Raw genomic sequence first — 21,750 nt, 5'->3', positions numbered from 1 at the left:
TCAGAGCCCACTCGCCGGGGGCGCGATGCTGCCGAGTGCGTTGGCCCCGGTGCCTTCCATTTTCGCGTAGGCCGCGGCTGCCGCGGACAGCGATTCTCCGATCCAGCGCAAGTCACCGAGCATGTCGCCGCACTCGTCGTTGATCTCGGCCCAGATGCTCAGATACGCGCTGGCCGCCTGTCCGGTCCAGGTGCGGCCGAGGCCATCCAGCTGCGTTCCGAGCCTGGCACGCAGGCCCTCGATCTCGTCGGCCGCATCGGTGGCCACTGTGGACGCGTGCGTCAACCCCGCACAGTAGGCCCGTAGCTCATTGCCCGCCATCCCCCGCACCTTTCGAAAGAGGTCCTGATTCAGGCTACCCTCAAACACATGGCCGGTTGGCGCGACAACGTGACAGCAGAAGCCCAAGCCGATCTCGATGACCTGGTCGACGCTGCCGTCGACTTCGCGCTGGGCCGCATCGCGTCGGCGGGGGAGTTCCTGCCGTTCACGCTCGCGGTATCCAATGAAGGCCAGCACCAGGCCATTGCGCCCAACTATCCCCGCGGCCAGGATCTTGCGATCGGCGATCAGCTCGCCGCGCAGTGGCGCGCCGTCGCCGATCTGAAGGACAGCCTGCGCGCCGCCGCGGTAGCACTGAATGTGACTCTGCCCGAAAGGAATCGGGACGGCATCGAGATCACCGTCGAACACCGCGACGGGGTGGCGATCGGACTGATATTTCCCTACGCCATCGACGCCGACGGCGAAGTGGAGTTGGTGGCGCCCACCGCGCACCGCGAAGAGCCGCGGGTGTGGACGGCCTGAGCCGTTACTGCGCCGGCGGCAAATCCCGCAGCTTCGCCAGCGCCTCGACGACCCGGCTCTCCAGCTCGCCCACTTCGGCATCGACATTTTCATTCGCGAAAACCATTGCCTCGCTAAGGGCTTCGTTGATGCGTTGCGACACCTCTCGAGCACCGAGACCGAGAATCCCCGGATCGATGCGCAGGTCGACCAGGCGCAGCTGACCGTTGACGGTTACCTCGACGGTGCCGGTTTGATCGCTGACCGCGAAGGCCTCGGTACGCATCCGCTCGACCTGCTCGTCGAGTAGTGACAGCACCGAGTTCCAGTGCCGCAGCAGCTGTTCGACCTCGGGGCGCACGACTGCTAGAACCGGATGGAGAACACCGAGACCGCCGGCTCGCCAGGGCGCGCGGTGCGATAGCCGCCGCGGCTCAGCGCGTCTGTGGGCGCGGTCATCGGCTCGAAGCAGACCAGGTCCTCGCCGGGTGGGGCGAAGATCTGGGTCGCCGAATACCCCTGCTCGAAGTGCACTTCCAGCCGGCGTCCGCCGCCGGACACCGCGAATACCGCACCCTCGGCCACCTGGTCGTAGGCGTCATCAAAAGCGTTGTCGCCCAGGGGTTCTTTCTTGGCCGGCTGCTGGGAGAATTCGCCGGTGGGCAGGCCGCGCTCGTCGAGGCTCAGATGCCGCAGCGGCGGTGTCTCGATGATCCACTCGGCGCGCGCCGTGTCGGGCACCCGAAGATACGGATGGAAGCCGAAGCACAGCGGCACCGCGGTCGCACCGGTCGCGGTGACGGTGGTGCGCACGGTCAGCGTCCGTTCGGCCAGTCGCACCGACACCGTCAGCAGGTGCGGGTACGGGAAGCCGGCCAGCAGCTGCGGCTCGGCACCGAAGTCGACTTCGGCGGTCAGCTCGTTGGCCGACTCGGCCACCACCCGCCAGTCGGGGTAGGCGGCCAAGGTGCCGTGGATCGGCAGCCCGTTGGGATCCGCGCGCACCCCGTTTTCACCCGGTGTCAGCTCGACGGTCACGTTCTCAGCGGTATAAGTGTTGCCGCTCAGCCGATTTGCCCAGGGATACAGAATCGGGATGCCCATGGTCTTGCCGGCCTCGATGTAGGCATCCAGGCCGCGCCGCTGGCCGAGCAATTCCACTCCGGAGTCGGTCAGCGAGATGCCGATCATGCCCGCGTCCGGCACGAATTGTGCGGCCACCGATGACGTGGGGTCGCGCAGGGTCACCACATGCACGCGGTCAGCCTAGCCTGCCTAACGGGACAGCGGGTCGTGCTGAATACGCTCCGCCGGGGCGCCTTTGGCGATCAGTGCGGCCTTGGTCGCCTGGACCATCTTCGGCCCACCACAGATCAGGATCTGCCGGTCGCCCCAACCGCCGTATTTGGCGACCACCTCGGGGAGTTGCCCGATCTGGTGGACATGCAGGCCGCGCGGCGGCGTGACGTCCGGGTAGTCCGCGGCCCACCCGGGGTCGCTGTTGTATTCCGACACCGGCGAGACCGACAGCCAGGGGTTGTGGGCACAGACCTGCCACAGTGTCGGCAGGTCGTAAAGCTCGCAGCGGTAGCGCGCGCCGAAGAACAGGTGCACCCTCGGGTTGTTCGCGTAGCGCGACAAGTCCATGATCAGCGCGCGCAGTGGTGCCAATCCGGTGCTGCCGGCCACCATCAGGACGTCGCCGCCGTCGCGGTCGACCTGTAGGCCACCGTGCGGGCTGGACAACCGCCACCGGTCGCCCGGTCGGCTTTCGTTGACGATCGCGGTGCTGACCAGGCCGCCGGGGACCTGACGGACGTGAAACTCGATCCCGCCACCGGGGTCGACGGGAATGGCGGGACTGAGAAACCGCCACCGTCGCGGGCATTGCGGAACCTGGACGTTGACGTACTGACCCGGGTGATAGTGCATCGGACGGTCGAGTCGCAGCCGCACGACCGCGAGGTCCCGGGATACCCGGCGATGTTCGATGATGGTGGCGTCCCACCACGCGGGTCCCTCTTCGGCGTCGGCGGCCCCGCTCATCACTCCGGTGATCAAGTTCAGCGACTGGTTGGCGGCTTCGTCGACGGCATCTGTCCACGCCCCGGGGCTGTGTTGGCCCAAGTGGGCGCGCAGTGTTGTCCGCAACGCCCGCCGCAGCGACTCGTAATGTGCCGGCAGCACACCGTATTTGCGGTGATCCCGGCCGAGCTGGGCGAGAAACGCTACCGGCTCCTGGGCGCGCTGCTCTACCAGCTCGCCGTAAACCCAGTGCAGTGCGTGGCCGAAAGCGGCTCGCTGAGCGGCCATTTCGGGCGGGAACAGGTCGCGCACCGAGCCGTCGACCGCGAACCAGTGTGTGTAGAAGCGATGGACCAGCTCGCCGCCGGCGCCCGAGTCGTCCGGGGCCAGCGCGTCGCGCAGTACCCGCAACGCATCGGAGTCCTCTAATCCCACGGGGCCCGATTCTAGGCTCGCTTAGGCACGTCAGCCCTGGCCGACGGTGTTCGACGTTCCGGTGTTGGCGACATTCGGTGAGCCCCAGTGATAGGTGACGATGTTGTCGGTGCCCGTCGTGCTGATCGCGTCCGTGCTGTCGATCGTGACGCGATTCCCCTTGCCGGCGACGCTGAGGCTGGTGCAGTGGCCGGTCACCGTAATCGTGTTATTCGCGCCGCTCACCGAGAGATAGCCGCCGTTGCAGGGGATCGTTTTCGTGGTGCCGGACCCGTTGACCTGCAACGTGCCGTAGCTGGGGACGTTCGTGGGCAGGCCGCCGGCGGCGAGGTGGGTGCGGGTCCCGGTCGCCGCCAAACCCGCTACGACCAGCCAACCGATCACGATGAGCAACCAGCAGGCCATCCCCACCCGCAGCCGGGGGCGAAGCGTGCCGGCCCAGTTGCCGGTCTCGTCGCGGTCGAGGTCGTAGGCGAAAGCGGTCACACAGCGGGCCCGTGCCGGATCACGCGTGTCGGCCAGGATCACCCCGTCGACGTATTCGCGACCCTGCGCCACCAGCTCGCCCCGGTGGCCGTCGAGCGTGTAGGACACTTTGGTCGTCGTGTTGGGACCGCTCCAGCGCTCCCGGCTGACCGCCCATTCATGTGCCATCGGCAGTCGCGTATTGAAATGCTGTGCGCGCGAGAACTTTTCAGTGCCCGTGACGGTTGCGACCTGGCCCCACTTGAGCAATCCGATGCGCACCCGCGCGCCGCACAGGTGCACGGCGTAAATCCCGGCCAGGGTGAGCACCGCCGCCGCGGCGAAGGCCGCAGGCCGTTGGATCCAGAGCGCAATCGGGACGATCGCAACCGCGAGCAGCGTCCAGACGTACCACCAGCGAAACGGCAGCAGCTCGGCGAGCCGGAAGGTGGCCGGAACCCCGCGCGGCGGCGCCGCGAGGTCCTTATCCGTCTGATTCATGGACCAAAGTCCCCTATCGCATCGAGCAGAAAAATTCTAAACTTGAGCGGAACAGACTCAACCTTGACGGCGTTGAACAACGCGACAAGCATTTTCCCTATACCCGAACGGAGGTGTCGTGGACTCTTTCAACCCGACCACCAAGACGCAAGCGGCTCTGACGTCGGCGCTACAGGCGGCCAGCGCCGCCGGTAACCCCGAAATCAGGCCGGCTCATCTGCTGTTGGCGCTGCTGACACAGAACGATGGGATCGCCGCGCCGCTGCTCGAAGCTGTCGGTGTCGAGCCCGCGACCATTCGCGCCGAGGCCGAAAAACTTCTGCAACGGCTGCCACAGGCCAGCGGATCCAGCTCGCAACCGCAGCTATCCCGCGAATCGCTGGCGGCGATCACCACTGCCCAGCAGCTGGCCACCGAGATGGACGACGAATACGTCTCCACGGAACACCTGATGGTGGGCCTGGCCACCGGCGACTCCGACGTCGCCAAACTGCTCACCGGGCACGGTGCCTCCCCGCAGGCGCTGCGCGAGGCGTTCGTCAAGGTCCGCGGCAGTGCCCGGGTCACCAGCGCCGATCCCGAGTCGACCTATCAGGCGCTGGAGAAGTACTCCACCGACCTGACCGAGCGAGCCCGCGAAGGCAAGCTCGATCCGGTGATCGGGCGCGACAACGAGATTCGCCGGGTGGTGCAGGTGCTTTCGCGCCGCACCAAGAACAACCCGGTGCTGATCGGTGAGCCCGGCGTCGGCAAGACCGCGATCGTCGAGGGCCTGGCTCAGCGCATCGTCGCCGGCGACGTGCCCGACAGCTTGCGCGACAAGACCGTCGTCAGCCTGGACCTGGGCTCGATGGTGGCCGGCGCGAAGTACCGCGGCGAGTTCGAGGAGCGGCTCAAGGCCGTGCTCGACGACATCAAGAACTCCGCCGGACAGATCATCACGTTCATCGACGAGCTGCACACGATCGTCGGCGCCGGCGCGTCCGGCGAAGGCGCGATGGACGCAGGCAACATGATCAAGCCGATGCTGGCCCGGGGTGAACTGCGGCTGGTGGGCGCCACCACGCTCGACGAGTACCGCAAGTACATCGAGAAGGATGCCGCACTGGAGCGCCGCTTCCAGCAGGTGCTGGTCGGCGAACCGTCGGTGGAGGACACCGTCGGCATCCTGCGCGGTCTCAAGGACCGCTACGAGGTGCACCACGGCGTGCGGATCACCGATTCCGCGCTGGTGGCCGCGGCCACGCTGTCCGACCGCTACATCACCGCCCGCTTCCTGCCGGACAAGGCCATCGACCTCGTCGACGAGGCCGCTTCCCGGTTGAAGATGGAGATCGACTCGCGGCCCGTCGAGATCGACGAGGTCGAGCGCCTGGTGCGCCGCCTCGAGATCGAGGAAATGGCGTTGGCCAAGGAAGAGGACGAGGCGTCCAAGGAGCGGCTGGAGAAGCTGCGTGCCGAGCTGGCCGACCAGAAGGAGAAGCTGGCCGAGCTGACCACCCGGTGGCAGAACGAGAAGAGCGCCATCGACATCGTCCGCGACCTCAAGGAGCAGCTCGAAACGTTGCGCGGGGAGTCCGAGCGCGCCGAGCGCGACGGCGACCTGGCCAAGGCGGCCGAGCTGCGCTACGGGCGCATCCCCGAGGTGGAGAAGAAGCTCGACGCCGCGCTGCCGCACGCCGAGGCCCGCGAGAACGTGATGCTCAAGGAGGAGGTCGGACCCGACGACATCGCCGATGTGGTGTCGGCGTGGACGGGCATCCCGGCCGGCCGGATGCTGGAAGGCGAGACCGCCAAGCTGCTGCGGATGGAAGACGAGCTGGGCAAGCGCGTCATCGGGCAGAAGGCGGCGGTGACCGCGGTGTCCGACGCCGTGCGCCGTTCCCGTGCCGGGGTCGCCGACCCCAACCGGCCGACGGGGTCGTTCATGTTCTTGGGCCCCACCGGTGTCGGTAAGACCGAGCTGGCCAAGGCGCTGGCGGAGTTCCTGTTCGACGACGAACGCGCGATGGTCCGCATCGACATGAGCGAGTACGGCGAGAAGCATTCGGTGGCCCGCCTCGTCGGTGCCCCGCCCGGCTACATCGGCTACGACCAGGGCGGTCAGCTGACCGAGGCGGTGCGGCGGCGCCCGTACACGGTGATCCTGTTCGACGAGATCGAAAAGGCGCACCCGGACGTGTTCGACGTGCTGCTGCAGGTGCTCGACGAGGGCCGGCTGACCGACGGGCAGGGCCGCACGGTCGACTTCCGCAACACCATCCTGATCCTGACGTCCAACCTCGGGTCGGGCGGCAGCGAGGAGCAGGTGATGGCCGCGGTGCGCTCGGCGTTCAAGCCGGAGTTCATCAACCGGCTCGACGACGTGATCATCTTCCACGGCCTCGAACCCGGCGAACTGGTCTCGATCGTCGACATCCAGCTGGCCCAGTTGCAGAAGCGGCTGGCGCAGCGTCGCCTCACCCTGGAGGTGTCGCTACCGGCCAAGCAGTGGCTGGCCCAGCGCGGGTTCGACCCGGTGTACGGTGCCCGTCCGCTGCGCCGGTTGGTGCAGCAGGCCATCGGTGACCAGCTGGCCAAGCTGCTGCTGGCCGGCGACGTCCACGACGGCGACACCGTTCCGGTCAACGTCAGCCCGGACGGCGACGGCCTGATCCTGGGCTGAGCTAGCGGCGCCGGTCGCCCAGCTCGAAGTCACGGGTCTGGGCGCCGGCGTCGATTACTGCCTGCAGCAGTTGGCGGGCGGCCGGCTGTGCGAGGGTTTCGCGGAACAGCTGATCCTCGATGCGCAGCCCGGTCGGCAGGTCTGTGGTCGCGGCGTCGACCGCACGCTTGGCGTTGGCGATGGCCACCGCGTGCGAGGACGCGATGCGGGCGGCGAGCTTGTCGACGAATCGCCGCAGTTTTTCGGCCGGCAGCGCGCGGTTCACATATCCCCAGGCCTCGGCGGTTTCGGCGTCGATGTCCTGACAGCCGAGGATGACTTCCAGCGCGCGCGCCCGGCCCACCAGCCGGGGCAGCCGCTGCGTGCCGCCACCGCCCGGGATGATGCCTACCGCCAACTCGGGATGACCCAGGACCGTCGCGCCGATGGCGGCGAATCGCATGTCGAAGGCCATCGCGAACTCGCAGCCACCGCCGCGGCAGACGCCGTCGATGACCGCGATCGTGGCCTTGGGCAGGGTGCGGATCCGCTCCGTCATGGCGTGAAACGGCGTCAGCTCGTCGTGCAGCCCGACATCGTCAGCGGGCAGGTCCAGGATCAGACCGACGTCGGCGTGGGCAATGAAGATTTCCGGGTCGGCCGAGTCGACGATCAGCACGCGCACCTCGTCGTCGGCCGCGACCTCGCGGGCCAGCCGGTCGAACTCCTCCAGTAGCGGCACGTCCAGCAGATTGATCGGGGGGTTGTCGATCGTCGCCCGGCAAACGCCGTCGGCCGCGGCGACGCGAATCAGCTGGTAGCCCTGGTAGCCCATGGCCGAACCCTACGGGCCGAGCTGGACGGGGACGTCGATATGCAGCGAATCGGCTTGACCTGACACTTCTTACTTCCCTTCGGCCGGCAAACCGATCGGACACGCAGCGTCCTGGCAAACCTTAATGTGGTTGTGACCAGGTCGCATTCTCGGTTCGGGCGGGGTAGCAGATACGCTACTTAGGATGGTCCCCCTTTGGTTCACGCTCTCCGCGCTGTGCTTCGTCGGCGCGGTGGTGTTGCTGTATGTCGACGTCGACCGTCGGCGGGGGCGCAGCCGGCGCCGCAAGTCGTGGGCTCGCTCGCATGGTTTCGACTACGAGCGCGAATCGACCGACATCCTCAAGCGCTGGAAGCGCGGCGTGATGTCGACGGTGGGGGACGTTTCCGCCCACAACGTCGTGCTGGGACAGATCCGCGGCGAAGCGGTGTACATCTTCGATCTCGAGGAAGTCGCCACGGTGATCGCGCTGCACCGCAAGGTGGGCACCAACGTGGTCGTCGACCTGCGGCTCAAAGGACTGAAAGAACCGCGCGAGAGCGACATCTGGCTGCTGGGCGCGATCGGCCCGCGGATGGTGTACTCGACCAACTTGGACGCGGCCCGGCGGGCCTGCGACCGGCGGATGGTCACCTTCGCGCACACCGCGCCGGACTGCGCCGAGATCATGTGGAACGAGCAGAACTGGACGCTGGTCGCGATGCCGGTCTCCAGCACGCGCACGCAGTGGGACGAGGGTCTGCGCACGGTGCGTCAGTTCAACGACCTGCTCCGCGTATTGCCGCCGGTGCCTGCCGATAGCGACGAGCCGGCCGGACTGCGCAGCGCGGCGCCGAGCCGTCCGCTGGCGCCGGCCGGACGGGCGGAATTGCCGCCGCGGCGTTCGGCCCAGGACGTTTCCGGGCTGCTCGGAGACGCCGCGCGCCGTGCCCCGGAGTCCACCCGTCACGACGAGGGCCGTACCGAAGCCATCCGGCGCCCTCCGTCGTCGACCGGGCGCAACGGCCAGCAGGCCAGCAACTTCCAGCGCTGAAAGCTATTGCGCCGCAATATGTCTGACCGCGACGAACTAGCAGAGCTGGTGCGTCAATTGTCGGTGGTGCATGGCCGGGTGACCCTGTCGTCGGGCAAAGAGGCCGACTACTACGTCGACCTGCGCCGGGCCACGCTGCACCACCGAGCTTCCGCCCTGATCGGGGTGCTGATGCGCGAACTCACCGCCGACTGGGATTACTCGGTCGTCGGCGGCCTGACGCTGGGCGCCGATCCGGTCGCGACCGCCATCATGCATGCGCCCGGACGCCCGATCGACGCCTTCGTGGTGCGTAAGTCGGCGAAAGCCCATGGCCTGCAACGCCTTATCGAGGGTTCGGAGGTATCCGGCCGACGGGTGCTCGTCGTCGAGGACACCAGCACCACCGGTGGCTCGGCGCTGACGGCGGTGCATGCCGTGCAGGACGCGGGAGCCGAAGTCGTCGGCGTGGCCACCGTGGTGGACCGCGCCACCGGCGCCGCGGAGGCCATCCAGGCCGAGGGCCTGCTCTATCGCAGCGTGCTGGGCCTGGCCGATCTGGGGTTGGGCTAGGGCTTCGTCGCTGTGCGCCGGTTCCTTGCGATAGCAATCTGTGCGGCCAGCTGCCTGACCGGCTGCTCGGGTTCCAACCACGCCGTTGCGCCGTACGGAGCGCAGGGCGCGCGGCTGGGTGAATCGCTGGCGCTGCTGGGCTGGAACATGTCGGTGTCGAACCTGCGCTGGGACGGCGACTACGTGTTGGTCGACGTCGACGCCTCGCCCGCCGATCCCAAGGCGCCGCACGCCAAACCGGAGGACATCCGGTTCGGGCTCTACGGCGCGCTCGCCCACCCCATGGAAGCCGCCGGGCTGGGCAGCTGCGACAAAGCGATGGCCACCGCGAACGACATCCGGACGCCGCTGTCGGCGCCCCCCGACCGGCTGACCGGCGCGGTGTGTTTGGGCCCACTGACGGACCGCAGCCAGGTGCGCGGCGTGTATAGCTACTCGGAGCGGGACCGGATCGCCGACACCTCCGCGGCCTACCCGGCGGCTTTTCCGGTGGGGCTGATGCCGACCAACGTCAACGACACCGGCCTGGTCGTCAAGACCACCAGCCTGTCGGCCTGGCACGGCGACGGTAAACCGGTGACCAACGCCCAACTCGGCGATCCGGGAGCCTTCACCGGCGCCGGCTACATGCTGCTCGGGCTGGTGGCCGAGGCGGTCGCGGCCCGATACCGCGACGACTCCGCCCGCCGCGGCGGCCCGATGATGCTGCTTGCCTCGCCGACCGTGCCCGGCCGCGGCCTGAACCCCGCTTGTGCCGTCTACGGGTCGTCGGTGCTGATCTTGCCCGACACCTCGCTGGACGCGGTGCGCGTCTCCGCGTCGCTGTGCACCCAGGGCGAAATCAATCAGGCGTTGCTGTATGCGACGGTCGCGATCGTCGGCACCCACGCCGGGGTGTGGACGTCGCGATGAGCGAGCGATGAGCGAGCCCGGGCCGGGGCCCACCGAATGGGCGGTACCACCGGCCGCCGGCGTCGGGCCCTGGGCAGGCGAGCTTCCCGACGACGCGCGGTATGATCCAATTCTGTTGCGCGACGGCGACACTCGCAATGTCGTCGACGCCTACCGGTATTGGACCCGGGAGGCGATCATCGCCGACATCGACCGGCGCCGGCACCCGCTGCACATCGCGATCGAAAACTTCGGCCACGACGCGAATATCGGTTCGGTGGTGCGGACGGCCAATGCGTTCGCGGTCGACACCGTGCACATCGTCGGGCGGCGCCGCTGGAATCGCCGCGGCGCCATGGTGACCGATCGCTATCAACGGCTGTGCCACCACGACAGCACCGCCGAGTTGCTGGATTTCGCGGCGGCGGCCGGGTTGAGCGTCGTCGCGGTGGACAACGTGCCGGGCGCCGCACGCCTGGAGGAAGTCGCATTGCCGCGCGAATGTCTGCTGGTGTTCGGCCAGGAGGGGCCGGGCATCACCGACGACACCCGCCTCGGTGCGGCGGTCACGGTGTCGATCGCTCAGTTCGGCTCGACCCGCAGCATCAACGCCGGCGTCGCTGCCGGGATCGCCATGCATGCCTGGATCCGGCAGCACGGGGACCTCCGCCGCGCGTGGTAGCCGCTGGGTGGCCGCGACCCCTTGCGGCGTGCGCTCTTGGCTTTCAGGGTGCGGTGAGGGCGAGGACACGCCGATCAAGGCGGCCGTGAACGCACACTCAAAGCCGCGGACGCACAAGCGATGTCGGGTGAGCGCCGCCTAGCTCTGCAGCGTGACGTGCACCTTCGGGCGAAACCTCGTCACCCCGACACCGGAGCCGCGAAGCATCGCCTGGATGCCCCGCGGCGTGGTGATGGAGCGGACCAGCTCCGACACCGCGGGCTGACCCGCCGCGGGCGCGAGCGTCGTCGCACACCACTCACCCGACCGGGTCAGGCCCGGGCCGTTCACGTGCAACAGCCTGCCCGCGGCGAGGTCCTTGGCGAGCGCGAAACCGATCGTCAGCGCGACACCGCCGACCCGCTGCACCTCCTCGAGCGTCGCGGCGTCGCTCTGGAAGATTCGCTGCTGTGACTCTGGAATTGCCAAGCCGCGCAACATATTTGCGTTTCTCCGGCCAGCTGGCCGCTTGCCCGCTCGATGGCCGCCGCCGTGTCCTATTGCGACCTATTTCTGCCGGCGCACTCGCTGACCGGGCTGTGCGACCTATCGCAGGCGCTGGCGGGCTGAGGCGAGACCGTCATTACTCGGGATAGTCGCCGACTTCCAAGTCTTCGAGCAGGCTTGGATGTGTTGGCTTCCAAGCGAACCGCTGTTGCGTCAGGGCGCTCGACGACGGCTGGTCGACGCCGAACATCGCGCCCAGCGGTCCGAAGTTCTCGGCCGGGGCGGATTCGACGGGCACGCCAAGCCGGCGGCCGATCACTTCGGCGATCGCCCGCATCGGGTCGCCTTCGTCGCCCACGGCATGCAGTACCGAGCCGGGTGGTGCTTCTTCGAGGGCAAGCCGGAACAACGCCGCGGCATCGTCGCGATGCACCGCGGGCCAGCGTTGCGTGCCATCGCCGACGTAGGCCGATACGCCAGTGTGGCGGGCGGCCTGGATTAGCAGGCTGGAAAAGCCATAGCGCCCGCCGGCGTCGTGCACCGACCGCGGCAACCGCACGACAGCGGATCGGACCCCGCGTTGAGCGAGATCGATGACGGCCTGGCCGGTACGCCCGCGTCCGGCGACCGGGCCCCCGGCGTTGAACGGGTCTTCTTCGGTGCTCACCCGCCCGGGCACCGCCGGGGTTCCGTTCGCGAGCACCAGCGGCTTACCGGTGCCGATCAGCGCCTCGCCCAACGCGGCGGTCGCGCGGGCTTCGTCGCCGACCGCGTCCCCGACGGCGCTGAAGTCGTGCGAGAACGCCAGATAGACAACGCCGTCGGTGTCGCGGGCCGCCTGCTGCAAGACGGCGAGGTCGGTGATGTCTCCGCGCAGCGGCTCGGCGCCGAGTGCGCTGATGGCCGCGGCCGAGGCGTCGGATCGGGCCAGGCCGACGACGTGATGACCGGCGGCGATCAGTTCTGAGACGACGGCCGAGCCGATTCCTCCGCTGGCACCGGTGACGAATACGCGCACGAGCAGCTCCCCTCATGTGATGCGACTATGGTCCCATCACCCTACAGCAGTGATGGGATAACAGTCGCATCACTAAGGTGGGGTCATGGCTCGTTGGCAACCAGATGCGCGCGAACGCTTGGTCGCGGCCGCGTTGGACCTGTTCACCGAACGCGGATACGACCAGACAACCGTCGCGGAAATCGCCGAGCGCGCGGGCCTGACGAAGAGCACGTTCTTTCGGTACTTCCCCGACAAGCGTGATGTGCTGGCAGCCGGCCAAGACGCCATCGCTCAACTGCTGCGCGAGGGCATCGCCGCGGCGCCTGCCGACGCGACGCCGCTGACCGTGGTGTGCTCCGGCTTGAAGTCGGCGTCTGCCGCGTTCACGTCGTTCAACAAGGAACTTGCACCCCGGCTCAGGGCCGCGATCGCGGCCAGCGCTGAGCTTCAGGAACGTAACGCGCTCAAGCAGATTGGGCTGGCCCTCGCGATGACTGAGGCGCTGCAATCTCGTGGCTTCTCCGAAGCGACCGCGGTCTTGGCCGCCGAGCTCGGCGCCCTGGCATTTAAAAAAGCCTATGCGCGCTGGGCTGAACCCGGTGAAGACCTCGACCTCGGTTCCATGGCGTGCGAAGAGCTATACGAATTACACACCGCTGCAACCGATCTCAGCTGATCCGCACCGGTCTTTCAGTGCGATACCCGAACGGCCCAGCGTTCGCGCCCCGGCGACCAGCGCGGCGGCGACGGCCGCGGCGGTGCGGTAGTCGAGGCCGTCGGGCGGATGGATGTTCGAGATGCAGTTGCGGTCCGCGTCGGTGCGCCCCGGCGCCGGTCGATGCGTCAGGTAGATGCCCAGGCTGTCGGCGACCGAGAGCCCGGGGCGTTCGCCGATCAGCACCAAAGCCGTTGTGACGCCTAATGCGTGGCCGATATGGTCACCGAGCGCGACACGCGCCTGGGTGGCGATCACCAGCGGCGCGATGCGATAGCGCCCGTCGAATGCGCGGACCAACGCGTCGACCATGCCCGTGGCCTGATCGGTCAGGGCGCGTGGCGACAACCCGTCGGCGAGCACAAAACCGATGTCCGCCTTGGTCTTTGGCAGGGAAGACAGGTCCGCGGGGAGTCGACCGAGATCGGGCCGGCGCAGGTACTCGCCGCGTGAGGTCGCTTGGCTAGGCACCCGCAGCGGCCGGCAAACGCCGATGCCGCGCAGCTGCTCGGTCAGGTCGTCGATGTCGAGTGGTTCGTGGACGGCGTCGCGCGCCGCGGCGTGCGCGGCCTGGAACTCCAGCACCCGCCGGGTGGGCAGCGAGTATCCGGCCCGCCCGAGCCCGATGCGCGCCTGCGTGGTGGCCCGTAGCGGCGCCCAGAGGTCGCTCATCAGCCGGCCGCCAGGGCGCGCAGCGGCGAGGTCGCGAGGTCGACGGGAAGAATCCGGCCGTCGGCGTCGGCCATGCCCAGGCTGGCCAGCCAGGCTTCGAATTCGGGTGCGGGCCGCAGCCCCAACGCTTCTCGGACATAGAGCGCGTCGTGAAAAGACAGGCTCTGATAGCCGAGCATGATGTCGTCGGCGCCGGGAACGGCGATCACGAATGCGGTGCCCGCCGCACCGAGCAGCGTCAGCAGCGTGTCCATGTCGTCTTGATCGGCCTCAGTGTGGTTGGTGTAGCAGACGTCGACGCCCATCGGCAGGCCGAGCAGCTTCCCGCAGAAGTTGTCTTCCAGCCCGGCGCGGATGATTTGCTTTCCGTCGTAAAGGTATTCGGGACCGATGAAGCCGACCACGGTGTCGACCAACAGCGGCTGCAGTGCCCGGGCCACCGCGTAGGAGCGCGCCTCGAGCGTCTGCTGATCGACCGGCTTGCCGCCGACCCCGAGATGTGCCCCGGCCGACAGCGCGGAACCCTGTCCCGTCTCCAGGTACATGACGTTGTCCCCGACGGTGCCGCGGCGCAGCGACCGGGCGGCCTCGTTGGCCTCGGTCAACATCGCGATCGAGGTCCCGAAGCCGGCGTTGGCGCCCTCGGTCCCGGCGATCGACTGGAAGACCAGGTCGACGGGTGCGCCTTGTTCGATTAGTTCCATCGTGGTCGTCACGTGGCACAGCACGCACGACTGCACGGGGATGGCGAATCGCTGGCGAATGTCGTCAAGCAGGTGCAGCAGGTCCGACGCCGCGCGCGGCGAGTCGGTCGCGGGGTTGACGCCGATCACCGCGTCGCCGCAGCCCATCAGCAGGCCGTCGAGCACCGCCGCGGCGATCCCGCGCGGGTCGTCGGTGGGGTGGTTCGGCTGCAGCCGGGTGGCCAGCGTGCCGGGCAACCCGATCGTGGTCCGAAAGGCGGCGGTCGCCGTCGCGGCGGCGGCAACCAGGATCAAGTCCTGGTTGCGCATGATCTTCGACACCGCGGCCACCATCTCGGGAGTGAGCCCGGCGCAGACGGCGGCGATCCGCGCGGCGCTGTCGTCGCGCGACGCCGCTTCCAGCAGCCAGTCACGGAAGCCGCCGACGGTCAGATGCGCGATCGGGCCAAAAGCCTCGCGATCGTGACTGTCGATGATGAGCCGGGTGACCTCGTCGGTCTCGTACGGCACGACCACGTCGTGCAGAAACGTCGCCAGCGGTATGTCCGCCAGCACCCACGCCGCCGCGGCCCGTTCGGCGTCGGAATCGGCGGCGCACCCGGCCAGCTGGTCACCGGAGCGCAGCGGCGTCGCCTTCGCCAGCACATCGACCAGCCCCGCGAAGGAATGCGTGGTCCCCGAGATGGTCTGCCGGTAGCGCATATTCAACAGTAAGACACCTTGGGTTCAGCAGCAGGTCAACATCGCCGTGCGTGCTCGGCCCGCAGTGTGCGGCGACACGCCGAGCCGCATCACCTGGGCGCATGCTCAAAGCCTTAGACGCCCACGCCGGCGCTGGCGCCATGAGGCAGGATCGGTAGGTATGGACCAGTTATGGGCCAATCGGGCTGCCAGCTCCGAAGCCGCTGTTAGGCAGCGCCACCTGAAACGGTTGTGGGGGTTACCGGGAACGCAGCTGGGAGTGGTGGCGTGGCCCGCGACGCGGCAGGCTCGGCTGTTCGGCACCTGGCATTACTGGTGGCAGGCGCATCTGCTGGATTGCTTGGTCGACGCGGAGCTGCGTGACCCACAGCCCCACCGGCGCACCGAGATCGACCGGCAGGTTCGTTCGCACCGGCTGCGCAACAACTTTCGCTGGACCAACAACTATTACGACGACATGGCGTGGCTGGCGATCGCGCTGGAACGTGCCGCCCGGATCGCCGGCGTCGTGCGCGGCCGCGCGCTGCCCAAGCTTGCCGACCAGTTCATGAAGGCGTGGGTGCCCGAGGACGGCGGCGGCATCCCGTGGCGCAAGCAGGATCAGTTCTTCAACGCCCCCGGCAACGGGCCGGCGGGGATCTTTCTGGCCCGGTACGGGGAGCACCTGAAACGTGCCGCGCAGATGGGCGACTGGATCGACCAAACGCTGATCGACCCCGACACCCATCTGGTGTTCGACGGCATCAAGGCGGGCTCGCTGGTGCGGGCGCAGTACACCTACTGCCAGGGTGTGGTGCTCGGTCTGGAGACCGAGCTGGCGAACCGCACCGGCGCCGAGGCCCGGTCCCGGCACGCGGCGCGGGTGCACCGCCTGGTGGCCGCCGTCAACGAACACATGGCGCCGTCGGGTGTGCTGAAGGGTTCCGGTGGCGGCGACGGCGGGCTGTTCGCCGGCATTACCGCCCGCTATCTCGCGCTGGTTGCCACCGCACTTCCGGGTGACTCCGCCGACGACGCGGTGGCCCGCGACACCGCGCGCACCATCGTGCTCTCGAGCGCGAAATCGGCCTGGGATTACCGGCAAACGGTGGACGGGCTGCCGCTGTTCGGGGCGTTCTGGGACCGCGACGCGACGTTGCCGACGACGGCCGGCGCGCAGGCGCAGTTCGTCGAGGGTGCGGTGAACGCCTCCGAGACTCCGGAGCGCGACCTTTCGGTGCAGCTGTCGGGGTGGATGCTGATGGAGGCCGCATGTAACGTCACCGCCGAATCGTCGCATTAGAAGGAGCGATCCGTGAGTAAAGTCCACCCTGATGCCGAGACGGCGCTGCGGGACCTGCTGAAGGACGGAATCACCATTGCCGCAGGCGGATTCGGCCTGTGCGGTATTCCGGAAAATCTGATCCTGGCGCTGGTGGACAGCGGCGTCAAGGAGCTGACGATCGTCGGAAACAATGCCGGCGTCGACGATTTCGGTATGGGCCTATTGCTCAAGGGCCGTCAGGTCAAGAAAGTCATTGCCTCCTACGTAGGAGAAAACAAGGAATTCGAGCGCCAGGTGCTGGCCGGTGAGCTGGACCTGTCGCTCACCCCGCAGGGCACCCTGGCCGAGAAGTTACGCGCCGGCGGCGCGGGGATTCCGGGTTTCTACACCCGCACCGCGTTCGGCACCCAGCTAGCCGAAGGCAAGGACATGCGCGTCTTCGACGGCACCGAATACGTGCTGGAGGAAGGCATCCAGGCCGACGTCGCGATCGTCAAGGCGTGGAAGGGTGACGCCGCCGGCAACCTGATCTATCGGAAGACGGCGCGCAACTTCAACCCGATGATCGCCACCTGCGGCAAGGTGACGGTCGCCGAGGTAGAGGAACTGGTCGAGGTCGGCGAGCTGGATCCCGATCAGATCCACACCCCCGGCATCTACGTCGACCGCATCGTCCAGGGCCCCAGCTACGAGAAGCGGATCGAATTCCGCACCACCAGCGGTGCCGCCGCGGCCAAGCACGAGAGCCCCATCCGCGAGACCATGGCCAAGCGCGCCGCGAAGGAACTGCGCGACGGCTACTACGTGAACCTGGGCATCGGCATCCCGACGCTGGTCGCCAACTACATCCCCGACGGCATCAACGTGACTCTGCAGTCCGAGAACGGCCTGCTCGGTATCGGGGCGTATCCGGCCGACGACGAGGTAGATCCCGACCTGATCAACGCCGGAAAACAGACCATCACCACGATCAGCGGCTCCAGCTTCTTTAGCAGCGCCGACTCGTTCGCGATGATCCGTGGCGGGCACATCGATCTGTCTATCCTCGGCGGCCTGGAGGTGGCCGAGAACGGCGACCTGGCCAACTGGATGGTGCCCGGCAAGATGGTCAAGGGTCCAGGCGGCGCGATGGACCTGGTGTCCGGGGTCAAGCGGGTGATCGTCGTGATGGATCACACCGCGAAGGACGGCAGCCCGAAGATCCTCAAGCAATGCACGCTGCCGCTGACCGGGAAGGGCGTGGTGGACATGATCATCACCGACCTGTGCGTGTTCGACGTCGACCCGGAACGCGGGCTCACGCTGACCGAACTACACCCCGGGGTGACGGTCGACGACGTCCGTGCCAAGACCGGTTGCGACTTCGCCGTCGCCTGAACCCGCTTTGGCGGCACGCCGTCGCGCCAGGTAGCCGCGCGTGGCGGCGATGAATGCCGGCAGCATCGAGACGAACAGGATGACCAGGATGATCTTTTCCAGGTTGTGGTGCACGACCGGCACGTTGCCCAGGAAGTAGCCGGCCACCGTCACGCCGCCGCCCCACAGCACCCCGCCGACGATGTCGAACGCCAGGTACACCGGGTAGCGCATGTAGGACACCCCGGCCACGACCGGCGTGAACGTCCGGATGAACGGCATGAAGCGGGCCAGGATGATGGCCGCGGGTCCGTACTTCTCGAAGAAGGCGTGCGAGTCGGTGACGTAATGCTGCTTGAAGAAGCGGGAATCTTCCTTCTTGAACAGCGCCGGCCCGATGCGGCGGCCGATGAAGTATCCGGTCTGGTCACCCAACACCGCCACCACGGCGACCGCCGGTGCCAGCACCCAGATGTTCAGCGTTCCGTGTGCGGCCAGCAGGCCACCGGTGAACAGCAGCGATTCACCCGGAAGCAGCGGAAACAGCAATCCGGTCTCGACGAAGACGATGACCAAGATGGTCGGCAACACCGCGGAGGCGAACAGGCCCTGGGGCCCGATCCAGAACATCGGATCGATGATGTCGGGCAGGGCCACGACGGCGGTGCTCATGGTGCCTCAACATACCGGCCCCGAGGTGGGTGCCCGCCGTCAACGTCGGGTTGCGATACTGAGGCAACTGAAGTCTTCAGGAGGAATTTCATGCCCATCGCAAGCCCCGAGGTCTACGCCGAGATGCTGGGACGCGCCAAGGAGAACGCGTACGCCTTCCCGGCCATCAACTGCACCTCGTCGGAGACCGTCAACGCCGCCATCAAGGGCTTCGCCGACGCCGGCAGCGACGGCATCATCCAGTTCTCCACCGGCGGCGCGGAGTTCGCCTCCGGACTCGGCGTCAAGGACATGGTCACCGGCGCGGTCGCGCTGGCCAAGTTCACCCACCACATCGCGTCCAAGTACCCGATCAACGTCGCGCTGCACACCGACCACTGCCCGAAGGACAAGCTGGACACCTACGTGCGCCCGCTGCTGGACATCTCGGCCAAGCGCGTGGCGGCCGGCAAGAATCCGCTGTTCCAGTCGCACATGTGGGACGGCTCGGCGGTGCCGATCGACGAGAACCTCGTGATCGCGCAGGAGCTGCTCAAGGCGTCGGCCGCCGCCAAGATCATCCTGGAGATCGAGATCGGCGTGGTCGGCGGCGAGGAAGACGGCGTCGCCCACGAGATCAACGACAAGCTGTACACCACCCCGGAGGACTTCGAGAAGACCGTCGAGGCGCTGGGCACCGGCGAGCACGGCAAGTATCTGCTGGCCGCGACGTTCGGCAACGTGCACGGCGTCTACAAGCCCGGCAACGTCAAACTGCGCCCCGACATCCTCGATCAGGGCCAGAAGGTCGCGTCGGCCAAGCTCGGTCTGCCGGACGGGTCCAAGCCGTTCGACTTCGTCTTCCACGGCGGTTCGGGCTCGCTGAAGTCGGAGATCGAAGAGGCGCTGCGCTACGGCGTGGTGAAGATGAACGTCGACACCGACACCCAGTACGCGTTCACCCGCCCGCTGGCCGGCCACATGTTCACCAACTACGACGGTGTGCTCAAGGTCGACGGCGAGGTCGGCAACAAGAAGGTCTACGACCCGCGCAGCTACCTCAAGAAGGCCGAAGCGTCGATGACCGAGCGCGTGATCGAGGCCTGCAACGACCTGCACTGCGCCGGAAAGTCAGTCAACTAGCCGCTGGGGGACTGGCAGATCTTCCACTGATCGTCGCGGTACTGCAGGTCGAGGCTGCGCGTCGAGCGGACCTGCGGGTCGTAGGCCATGAAGGTGGTGACGTTGGCCTCGGCGTGCTGGCCGTTGACGACGATCTGGTCGATGCTGGCGATCACCGGATACTGTTTGGCCGCCGAAACCCGTTGGTAGGTCTCGTTCCACGAGCGCTCGTCGTAGTCGACGTAGCCGTCACGAGTGGTGCCGCAGGTGATGCTGCGTAGCTGGGTCAGGTCGCCGCGCTGCACCGCGGTGTCGAAGGCGTGGATCGATTGGCGCACCATGTCTTCCTGCGAGACGTGCGAGTGCTTGCCGCGGGTCAACAGCACGGTGCCCAGGATGGCGATCGCCGCCAGGGCCAACACGATCACCGTGATCGCCAGCACCCAGCCCCAATTGAAACCCCTGCCCGACGGCCGCGGCTTGGTGCCGTCGCGGCCCGGAATAGATTGTGGCACAGCAGGTTTCGGAGGCATCGGGGGCTGTCCAGGCAGTGGCGGCTGTCCCGGCGGGCCGGGCTGCCCCGCCGGCGTCGAGAACACCTCCGTCGCGGGCTCCGGCGCGGTGTGGATGATCGCCGTTTCCTTCGCGTCGAAGCCCGGCGCGGTGAAGCGACGTTCGGGTTGTTGGTCATCCGGATTGGCCGCGGGATCGTTGCCGGGATCGGGCTTGTCGATCACCACGGTCTCGGTCTCGGGGTCGGGAGGAACCAGTGGATGGGCCTCGGTTGCGTCGTCGGCCTGCTCCGCGGTCGGGTCCTCACCCGGCGGGGTGCCGCGGTCGGGCTCCGGTGGGTTAGGCATGAGTGGGAGCTTAGTCATCCGCGGCGGGACGGCAGAATAGAACGCATGACACCAATGGGTGATCTCCTGGGACCTGATCCGATCCTGCTACCCGGCGACAGCGAAGCCGAAGCCGAACTGCTCGCCAACGAACATCCGGGCATCGTCGCGGCGGCGCATCCGTCGGCGTCGGTGGCCTGGGCGGCGCTGGCCGAGGAGGCGTTGGCCGACGACCGGGCCATCACCGCGTACGCGTACGCCCGGACCGGCTACCACCGCGGCCTGGACCAATTGCGCCGCAACGGCTGGAAGGGCTTCGGCCCGGTGCCCTATGCGCACCAGCCCAACCGCGGCTTCCTGCGCTGTGTGGCCGCGTTGGCCAAGGCTGCCGACGCAATCGGCGAGACCGACGAGGTGAACCGCTGCCTGGACCTGCTGGACGACTGCGACCCGGCGGCCCGCAAAGAGCTGGGCCTCTAGCAGTTCTCCGAGCAGTCGCTGTCGCGGCTCTCGACCTGCACGGTGGCGTGCTCGAGCCCGCGCTCGTGCAGCACCTCACGCGCGTCGCTGAGCACGGTGGTGGAGTCGATGGAGCTGATCAGGTGCACGGTGCACATGTCCTTGCCCGGTGACAGCGTCCAGACGTGCAGGTCGTGCACCTCGGTGACGCCGTCGACGGCACCCAGGGCCGACCGCAGCTCTTCGACGTCGATGTGAGCCGGTGACGCCTCGGACAGGATCCGCAGGGCGGCGCGCGCCAGCGAGAATGCGCGGGGCAGCACCCAGAGGGCCACCAGCACGGCGACCACGACATCGGCGTAAGGCCAGTGCGTCGTGACGGTCACGACACCGGCGATCAGCACGCCCAGGCTGCCGACGGTGTCGGCGATCACCTCCATGTAGGCGCCCTTGACGGCCAGGCTGCCCTCGGAGTGTGACCGCAGCAGCATCGCGACCACGAAGTTGGCGATCAGCCCGGCCAGCGCCACGACGATCATCGGTATGCCGGGGACGTCTGCTCCGGTACCGAGCCGCTCGATCGCCTCATAGAGGATGAATGTCGCCACGCCGACCAACAGCACCGCGTTGGCCACCGCGGTGAACACCTCGGCGCGATGCCAGCCGTAAGTGCGGTTCGGCGACGTGCTGCCGCGCTTGGCCAGGATTACCGCCCCCAGCCCCATGAACACCGCGACGACGTCGGTCAGCATGTGCCCGGCATCTGCCAGCAGCGCAAGGGAATTGATCAGCAGCGAGGTGGTCAGCTCGATTACGAAGAACGTCGCCAAAATCCCGGCGGCCATGATCATGCGGGGGATCATCCGAGACGCGTCGGCCTCGGCGGGGGTGTGACTGTGTCCTGCGCCCATGGCCCACAATATATGCGCGG

General features: G+C 67.7%; 23 protein-coding genes and 2 pseudogenes. 12 read left to right on the top strand and 13 right to left on the bottom strand.

Going from position 1 to position 21,750, the window contains the following annotated elements; all coding sequences use genetic code 11:
* Entirely contained in the window at window positions 1–321 is a 321-nt protein-coding gene (locus tag AAHS21_RS02630; protein ID WP_342926147.1) for a WXG100 family type VII secretion target, read from the bottom strand.
* A 48-nt stretch (window positions 322–369) separates the two neighbouring features.
* Here AAHS21_RS02630 and AAHS21_RS02625 point away from each other — a divergent pair, with 48 nt between their 5' ends.
* Window positions 370–807, top strand: a complete 438-nt coding sequence (locus AAHS21_RS02625; RefSeq protein WP_342926146.1) for a hypothetical protein — start codon at window positions 370–372, stop codon at window positions 805–807.
* A gap of 4 nt (window positions 808–811) precedes the next feature.
* Here AAHS21_RS02625 and AAHS21_RS02620 read toward each other — a convergent pair whose 3' ends face one another.
* From AAHS21_RS02620 to AAHS21_RS02605, 4 genes are read right to left on the bottom strand one after another with little or no spacing between them, the layout of a single operon-like run.
* The gene (locus AAHS21_RS02620; protein ID WP_342926145.1) at window positions 812–1,147 is read right to left on the bottom strand and encodes a YbaB/EbfC family nucleoid-associated protein; all 336 of its coding nucleotides are present in this window, start codon (window positions 1,145–1,147) and stop codon (window positions 812–814) included.
* A gap of 5 nt (window positions 1,148–1,152) precedes the next feature.
* The gene (locus AAHS21_RS02615) at window positions 1,153–2,043 is read right to left on the bottom strand and encodes an aldose 1-epimerase (RefSeq protein ID WP_342926144.1); all 891 of its coding nucleotides are present in this window, start codon (window positions 2,041–2,043) and stop codon (window positions 1,153–1,155) included.
* Window positions 2,044–2,061: 18 nt separating this feature from the next.
* Window positions 2,062–3,246 (bottom strand): FAD-binding oxidoreductase, encoded by a 1,185-nt coding sequence (locus AAHS21_RS02610; RefSeq protein WP_342926143.1) that lies wholly within the window; start codon window positions 3,244–3,246, stop codon window positions 2,062–2,064.
* 30 nt (window positions 3,247–3,276) lie between these two features.
* Window positions 3,277–4,212, bottom strand: coding sequence for a DUF3060 domain-containing protein (locus AAHS21_RS02605; protein ID WP_342926142.1), 936 nt, complete (start codon window positions 4,210–4,212; stop codon window positions 3,277–3,279).
* 118 nt (window positions 4,213–4,330) lie between these two features.
* On the opposite strand from AAHS21_RS02605, the gene clpB reads away from it, so the two are divergent.
* Entirely contained in the window at window positions 4,331–6,877 is a 2,547-nt protein-coding gene (gene clpB / locus AAHS21_RS02600) for an ATP-dependent chaperone ClpB (RefSeq protein WP_342926141.1), read from the top strand.
* A 1-nt stretch (window position 6,878) separates the two neighbouring features.
* Here the strand turns inward: clpB and AAHS21_RS02595 are convergent, their stop codons facing one another.
* Window positions 6,879–7,691 (bottom strand): enoyl-CoA hydratase/isomerase family protein, encoded by an 813-nt coding sequence (locus tag AAHS21_RS02595; protein WP_342926140.1) that lies wholly within the window; start codon window positions 7,689–7,691, stop codon window positions 6,879–6,881.
* A gap of 184 nt (window positions 7,692–7,875) precedes the next feature.
* Here AAHS21_RS02595 and ttfA point away from each other — a divergent pair, with 184 nt between their 5' ends.
* Genes ttfA through AAHS21_RS02575 form a run of 4 tightly spaced genes read left to right on the top strand, consistent with a single transcriptional unit; the run spans window position 7,876 to window position 10,849 of the window.
* Window positions 7,876–8,724: a trehalose monomycolate transport factor TtfA gene (gene ttfA / locus AAHS21_RS02590; protein ID WP_096284210.1), complete on the top strand. Its 849-nt coding sequence runs from the start codon at window positions 7,876–7,878 to the stop codon at window positions 8,722–8,724.
* An 18-nt stretch (window positions 8,725–8,742) separates the two neighbouring features.
* Window positions 8,743–9,276 carry an orotate phosphoribosyltransferase gene (gene pyrE / locus AAHS21_RS02585; protein ID WP_096284212.1) on the top strand — a complete coding sequence of 178 codons (534 nt, stop codon included), beginning with the start codon at window positions 8,743–8,745 and terminating at the stop codon, window positions 9,274–9,276.
* A 12-nt stretch (window positions 9,277–9,288) separates the two neighbouring features.
* Window positions 9,289–10,188 carry a hypothetical protein gene (locus AAHS21_RS02580; RefSeq protein ID WP_342926139.1) on the top strand — a complete coding sequence of 300 codons (900 nt, stop codon included), beginning with the start codon at window positions 9,289–9,291 and terminating at the stop codon, window positions 10,186–10,188.
* Between the two features lie 7 nt (window positions 10,189–10,195).
* Entirely contained in the window at window positions 10,196–10,849 is a 654-nt protein-coding gene (locus tag AAHS21_RS02575) for an RNA methyltransferase (RefSeq protein WP_342926138.1), read from the top strand.
* A gap of 138 nt (window positions 10,850–10,987) precedes the next feature.
* On the opposite strand, the pseudogene AAHS21_RS02570 reads toward AAHS21_RS02575, so the two are convergent.
* Window positions 10,988–11,329, bottom strand: a pseudogene (locus tag AAHS21_RS02570) (LysR family transcriptional regulator); the annotation flags it as partial.
* Window positions 11,330–11,353: 24 nt separating this feature from the next.
* Here AAHS21_RS02570 and AAHS21_RS02565 point away from each other — a divergent pair.
* Window positions 11,354–11,458, top strand: a pseudogene (locus AAHS21_RS02565) (hypothetical protein); the annotation flags it as partial.
* Between the two features lie 13 nt (window positions 11,459–11,471).
* On the opposite strand, the gene AAHS21_RS02560 reads toward AAHS21_RS02565, so the two are convergent.
* A complete protein-coding gene (locus tag AAHS21_RS02560; protein WP_342926137.1) occupies window positions 11,472–12,353 on the bottom strand; it encodes an SDR family oxidoreductase in 882 nt (293 codons plus the stop codon).
* A gap of 85 nt (window positions 12,354–12,438) precedes the next feature.
* Here AAHS21_RS02560 and AAHS21_RS02555 point away from each other — a divergent pair, with 85 nt between their 5' ends.
* Window positions 12,439–13,011, top strand: a complete 573-nt coding sequence (locus tag AAHS21_RS02555) for a TetR family transcriptional regulator (protein ID WP_342926136.1) — start codon at window positions 12,439–12,441, stop codon at window positions 13,009–13,011.
* Here AAHS21_RS02555 and eutC read toward each other — a convergent pair.
* Both eutC and AAHS21_RS02545 read right to left on the bottom strand, forming a co-directional pair.
* On the bottom strand, window positions 12,982–13,722 hold the full coding sequence (gene eutC, locus AAHS21_RS02550; protein WP_342926135.1) for an ethanolamine ammonia-lyase subunit EutC: 741 nt from the start codon (window positions 13,720–13,722) through the stop codon (window positions 12,982–12,984). The two genes, AAHS21_RS02555 and eutC, sit on opposite strands and share 30 nt — an antisense overlap.
* Entirely contained in the window at window positions 13,722–15,128 is a 1,407-nt protein-coding gene (locus AAHS21_RS02545) for an ethanolamine ammonia-lyase subunit EutB (protein ID WP_342926548.1), read from the bottom strand. Before AAHS21_RS02545 ends, eutC begins: the two co-directional genes overlap by 1 nt.
* 160 nt (window positions 15,129–15,288) lie before the next feature.
* Between AAHS21_RS02545 and AAHS21_RS02540 the strand changes: the two genes are divergently transcribed.
* Window positions 15,289–16,410: a glycoside hydrolase family 76 protein gene (locus tag AAHS21_RS02540; protein ID WP_342926134.1), complete on the top strand. Its 1,122-nt coding sequence runs from the start codon at window positions 15,289–15,291 to the stop codon at window positions 16,408–16,410.
* Window positions 16,411–16,422: 12 nt separating this feature from the next.
* Entirely contained in the window at window positions 16,423–17,769 is a 1,347-nt protein-coding gene (locus AAHS21_RS02535; protein ID WP_342926133.1) for a 3-oxoacid CoA-transferase, read from the top strand.
* On the opposite strand, the gene AAHS21_RS02530 is transcribed toward AAHS21_RS02535, so the two are convergent.
* On the bottom strand, window positions 17,704–18,420 hold the full coding sequence (locus AAHS21_RS02530; RefSeq protein ID WP_342926132.1) for a DedA family protein: 717 nt from the start codon (window positions 18,418–18,420) through the stop codon (window positions 17,704–17,706). The genes AAHS21_RS02535 and AAHS21_RS02530 overlap by 66 nt on opposite strands.
* On the opposite strand from AAHS21_RS02530, the gene fbaA reads away from it, so the two are divergent.
* On the top strand, window positions 18,358–19,542 hold the full coding sequence (fbaA, locus tag AAHS21_RS02525) for a class II fructose-bisphosphate aldolase (RefSeq protein WP_342926547.1): 1,185 nt from the start codon (window positions 18,358–18,360) through the stop codon (window positions 19,540–19,542). The two genes, AAHS21_RS02530 and fbaA, sit on opposite strands and share 63 nt — an antisense overlap.
* Here the strand turns inward: fbaA and AAHS21_RS02520 are convergent.
* Entirely contained in the window at window positions 19,539–20,381 is an 843-nt protein-coding gene (locus AAHS21_RS02520; RefSeq protein WP_342926131.1) for a hypothetical protein, read from the bottom strand. The genes fbaA and AAHS21_RS02520 overlap by 4 nt on opposite strands.
* A gap of 45 nt (window positions 20,382–20,426) precedes the next feature.
* On the opposite strand from AAHS21_RS02520, the gene AAHS21_RS02515 reads away from it, so the two are divergent.
* Window positions 20,427–20,840, top strand: a complete 414-nt coding sequence (locus AAHS21_RS02515; protein WP_342926130.1) for a DUF3151 domain-containing protein — start codon at window positions 20,427–20,429, stop codon at window positions 20,838–20,840.
* Here the strand turns inward: AAHS21_RS02515 and AAHS21_RS02510 are convergent.
* Complete coding sequence (locus AAHS21_RS02510) at window positions 20,837–21,730, bottom strand: cation diffusion facilitator family transporter (RefSeq protein WP_342926129.1); 894 nt, start codon at window positions 21,728–21,730, stop codon at window positions 20,837–20,839. The two genes, AAHS21_RS02515 and AAHS21_RS02510, sit on opposite strands and share 4 nt — an antisense overlap.
* Window positions 21,731–21,750 lie beyond the last annotated feature (20 nt).

This window comes from Mycobacterium sp. 050272 (assembly GCF_039023525.1).
GTDB lineage: Bacteria > Actinomycetota > Actinomycetes > Mycobacteriales > Mycobacteriaceae > Mycobacterium.
This window is presented reverse-complemented; position numbering and strand designations above follow the sequence as displayed.

Coding starts and splice junctions, on each gene's coding strand:
- AAHS21_RS02630 (WP_342926147.1), bottom strand. CDS start 321: ATGGCGGGCAATGAGCTACGGGCCTACTGTGCGGGGTTGACGCACGCG.
- AAHS21_RS02625 (WP_342926146.1), top strand. CDS start 370: ATGGCCGGTTGGCGCGACAACGTGACAGCAGAAGCCCAAGCCGATCTC.
- AAHS21_RS02605 (WP_342926142.1), bottom strand. CDS start 4,212: ATGAATCAGACGGATAAGGACCTCGCGGCGCCGCCGCGCGGGGTTCCG.
- AAHS21_RS02595 (WP_342926140.1), bottom strand. CDS start 7,691: ATGGGCTACCAGGGCTACCAGCTGATTCGCGTCGCCGCGGCCGACGGC.
- ttfA (WP_096284210.1), top strand. CDS start 7,876: ATGGTCCCCCTTTGGTTCACGCTCTCCGCGCTGTGCTTCGTCGGCGCG.
- pyrE (WP_096284212.1), top strand. CDS start 8,743: ATGTCTGACCGCGACGAACTAGCAGAGCTGGTGCGTCAATTGTCGGTG.
- AAHS21_RS02575 (WP_342926138.1), top strand. CDS start 10,196: ATGAGCGAGCCCGGGCCGGGGCCCACCGAATGGGCGGTACCACCGGCC.
- AAHS21_RS02555 (WP_342926136.1), top strand. CDS start 12,439: ATGGCTCGTTGGCAACCAGATGCGCGCGAACGCTTGGTCGCGGCCGCG.
- eutC (WP_342926135.1), bottom strand. CDS start 13,722: ATGAGCGACCTCTGGGCGCCGCTACGGGCCACCACGCAGGCGCGCATC.
- AAHS21_RS02545 (WP_342926548.1), bottom strand. CDS start 15,128: ATGCGCTACCGGCAGACCATCTCGGGGACCACGCATTCCTTCGCGGGG.
- AAHS21_RS02540 (WP_342926134.1), top strand. CDS start 15,289: ATGGACCAGTTATGGGCCAATCGGGCTGCCAGCTCCGAAGCCGCTGTT.
- AAHS21_RS02530 (WP_342926132.1), bottom strand. CDS start 18,420: ATGAGCACCGCCGTCGTGGCCCTGCCCGACATCATCGATCCGATGTTC.
- AAHS21_RS02520 (WP_342926131.1), bottom strand. CDS start 20,381: ATGCCTAACCCACCGGAGCCCGACCGCGGCACCCCGCCGGGTGAGGAC.
- AAHS21_RS02515 (WP_342926130.1), top strand. CDS start 20,427: ATGACACCAATGGGTGATCTCCTGGGACCTGATCCGATCCTGCTACCC.
- AAHS21_RS02510 (WP_342926129.1), bottom strand. CDS start 21,730: ATGGGCGCAGGACACAGTCACACCCCCGCCGAGGCCGACGCGTCTCGG.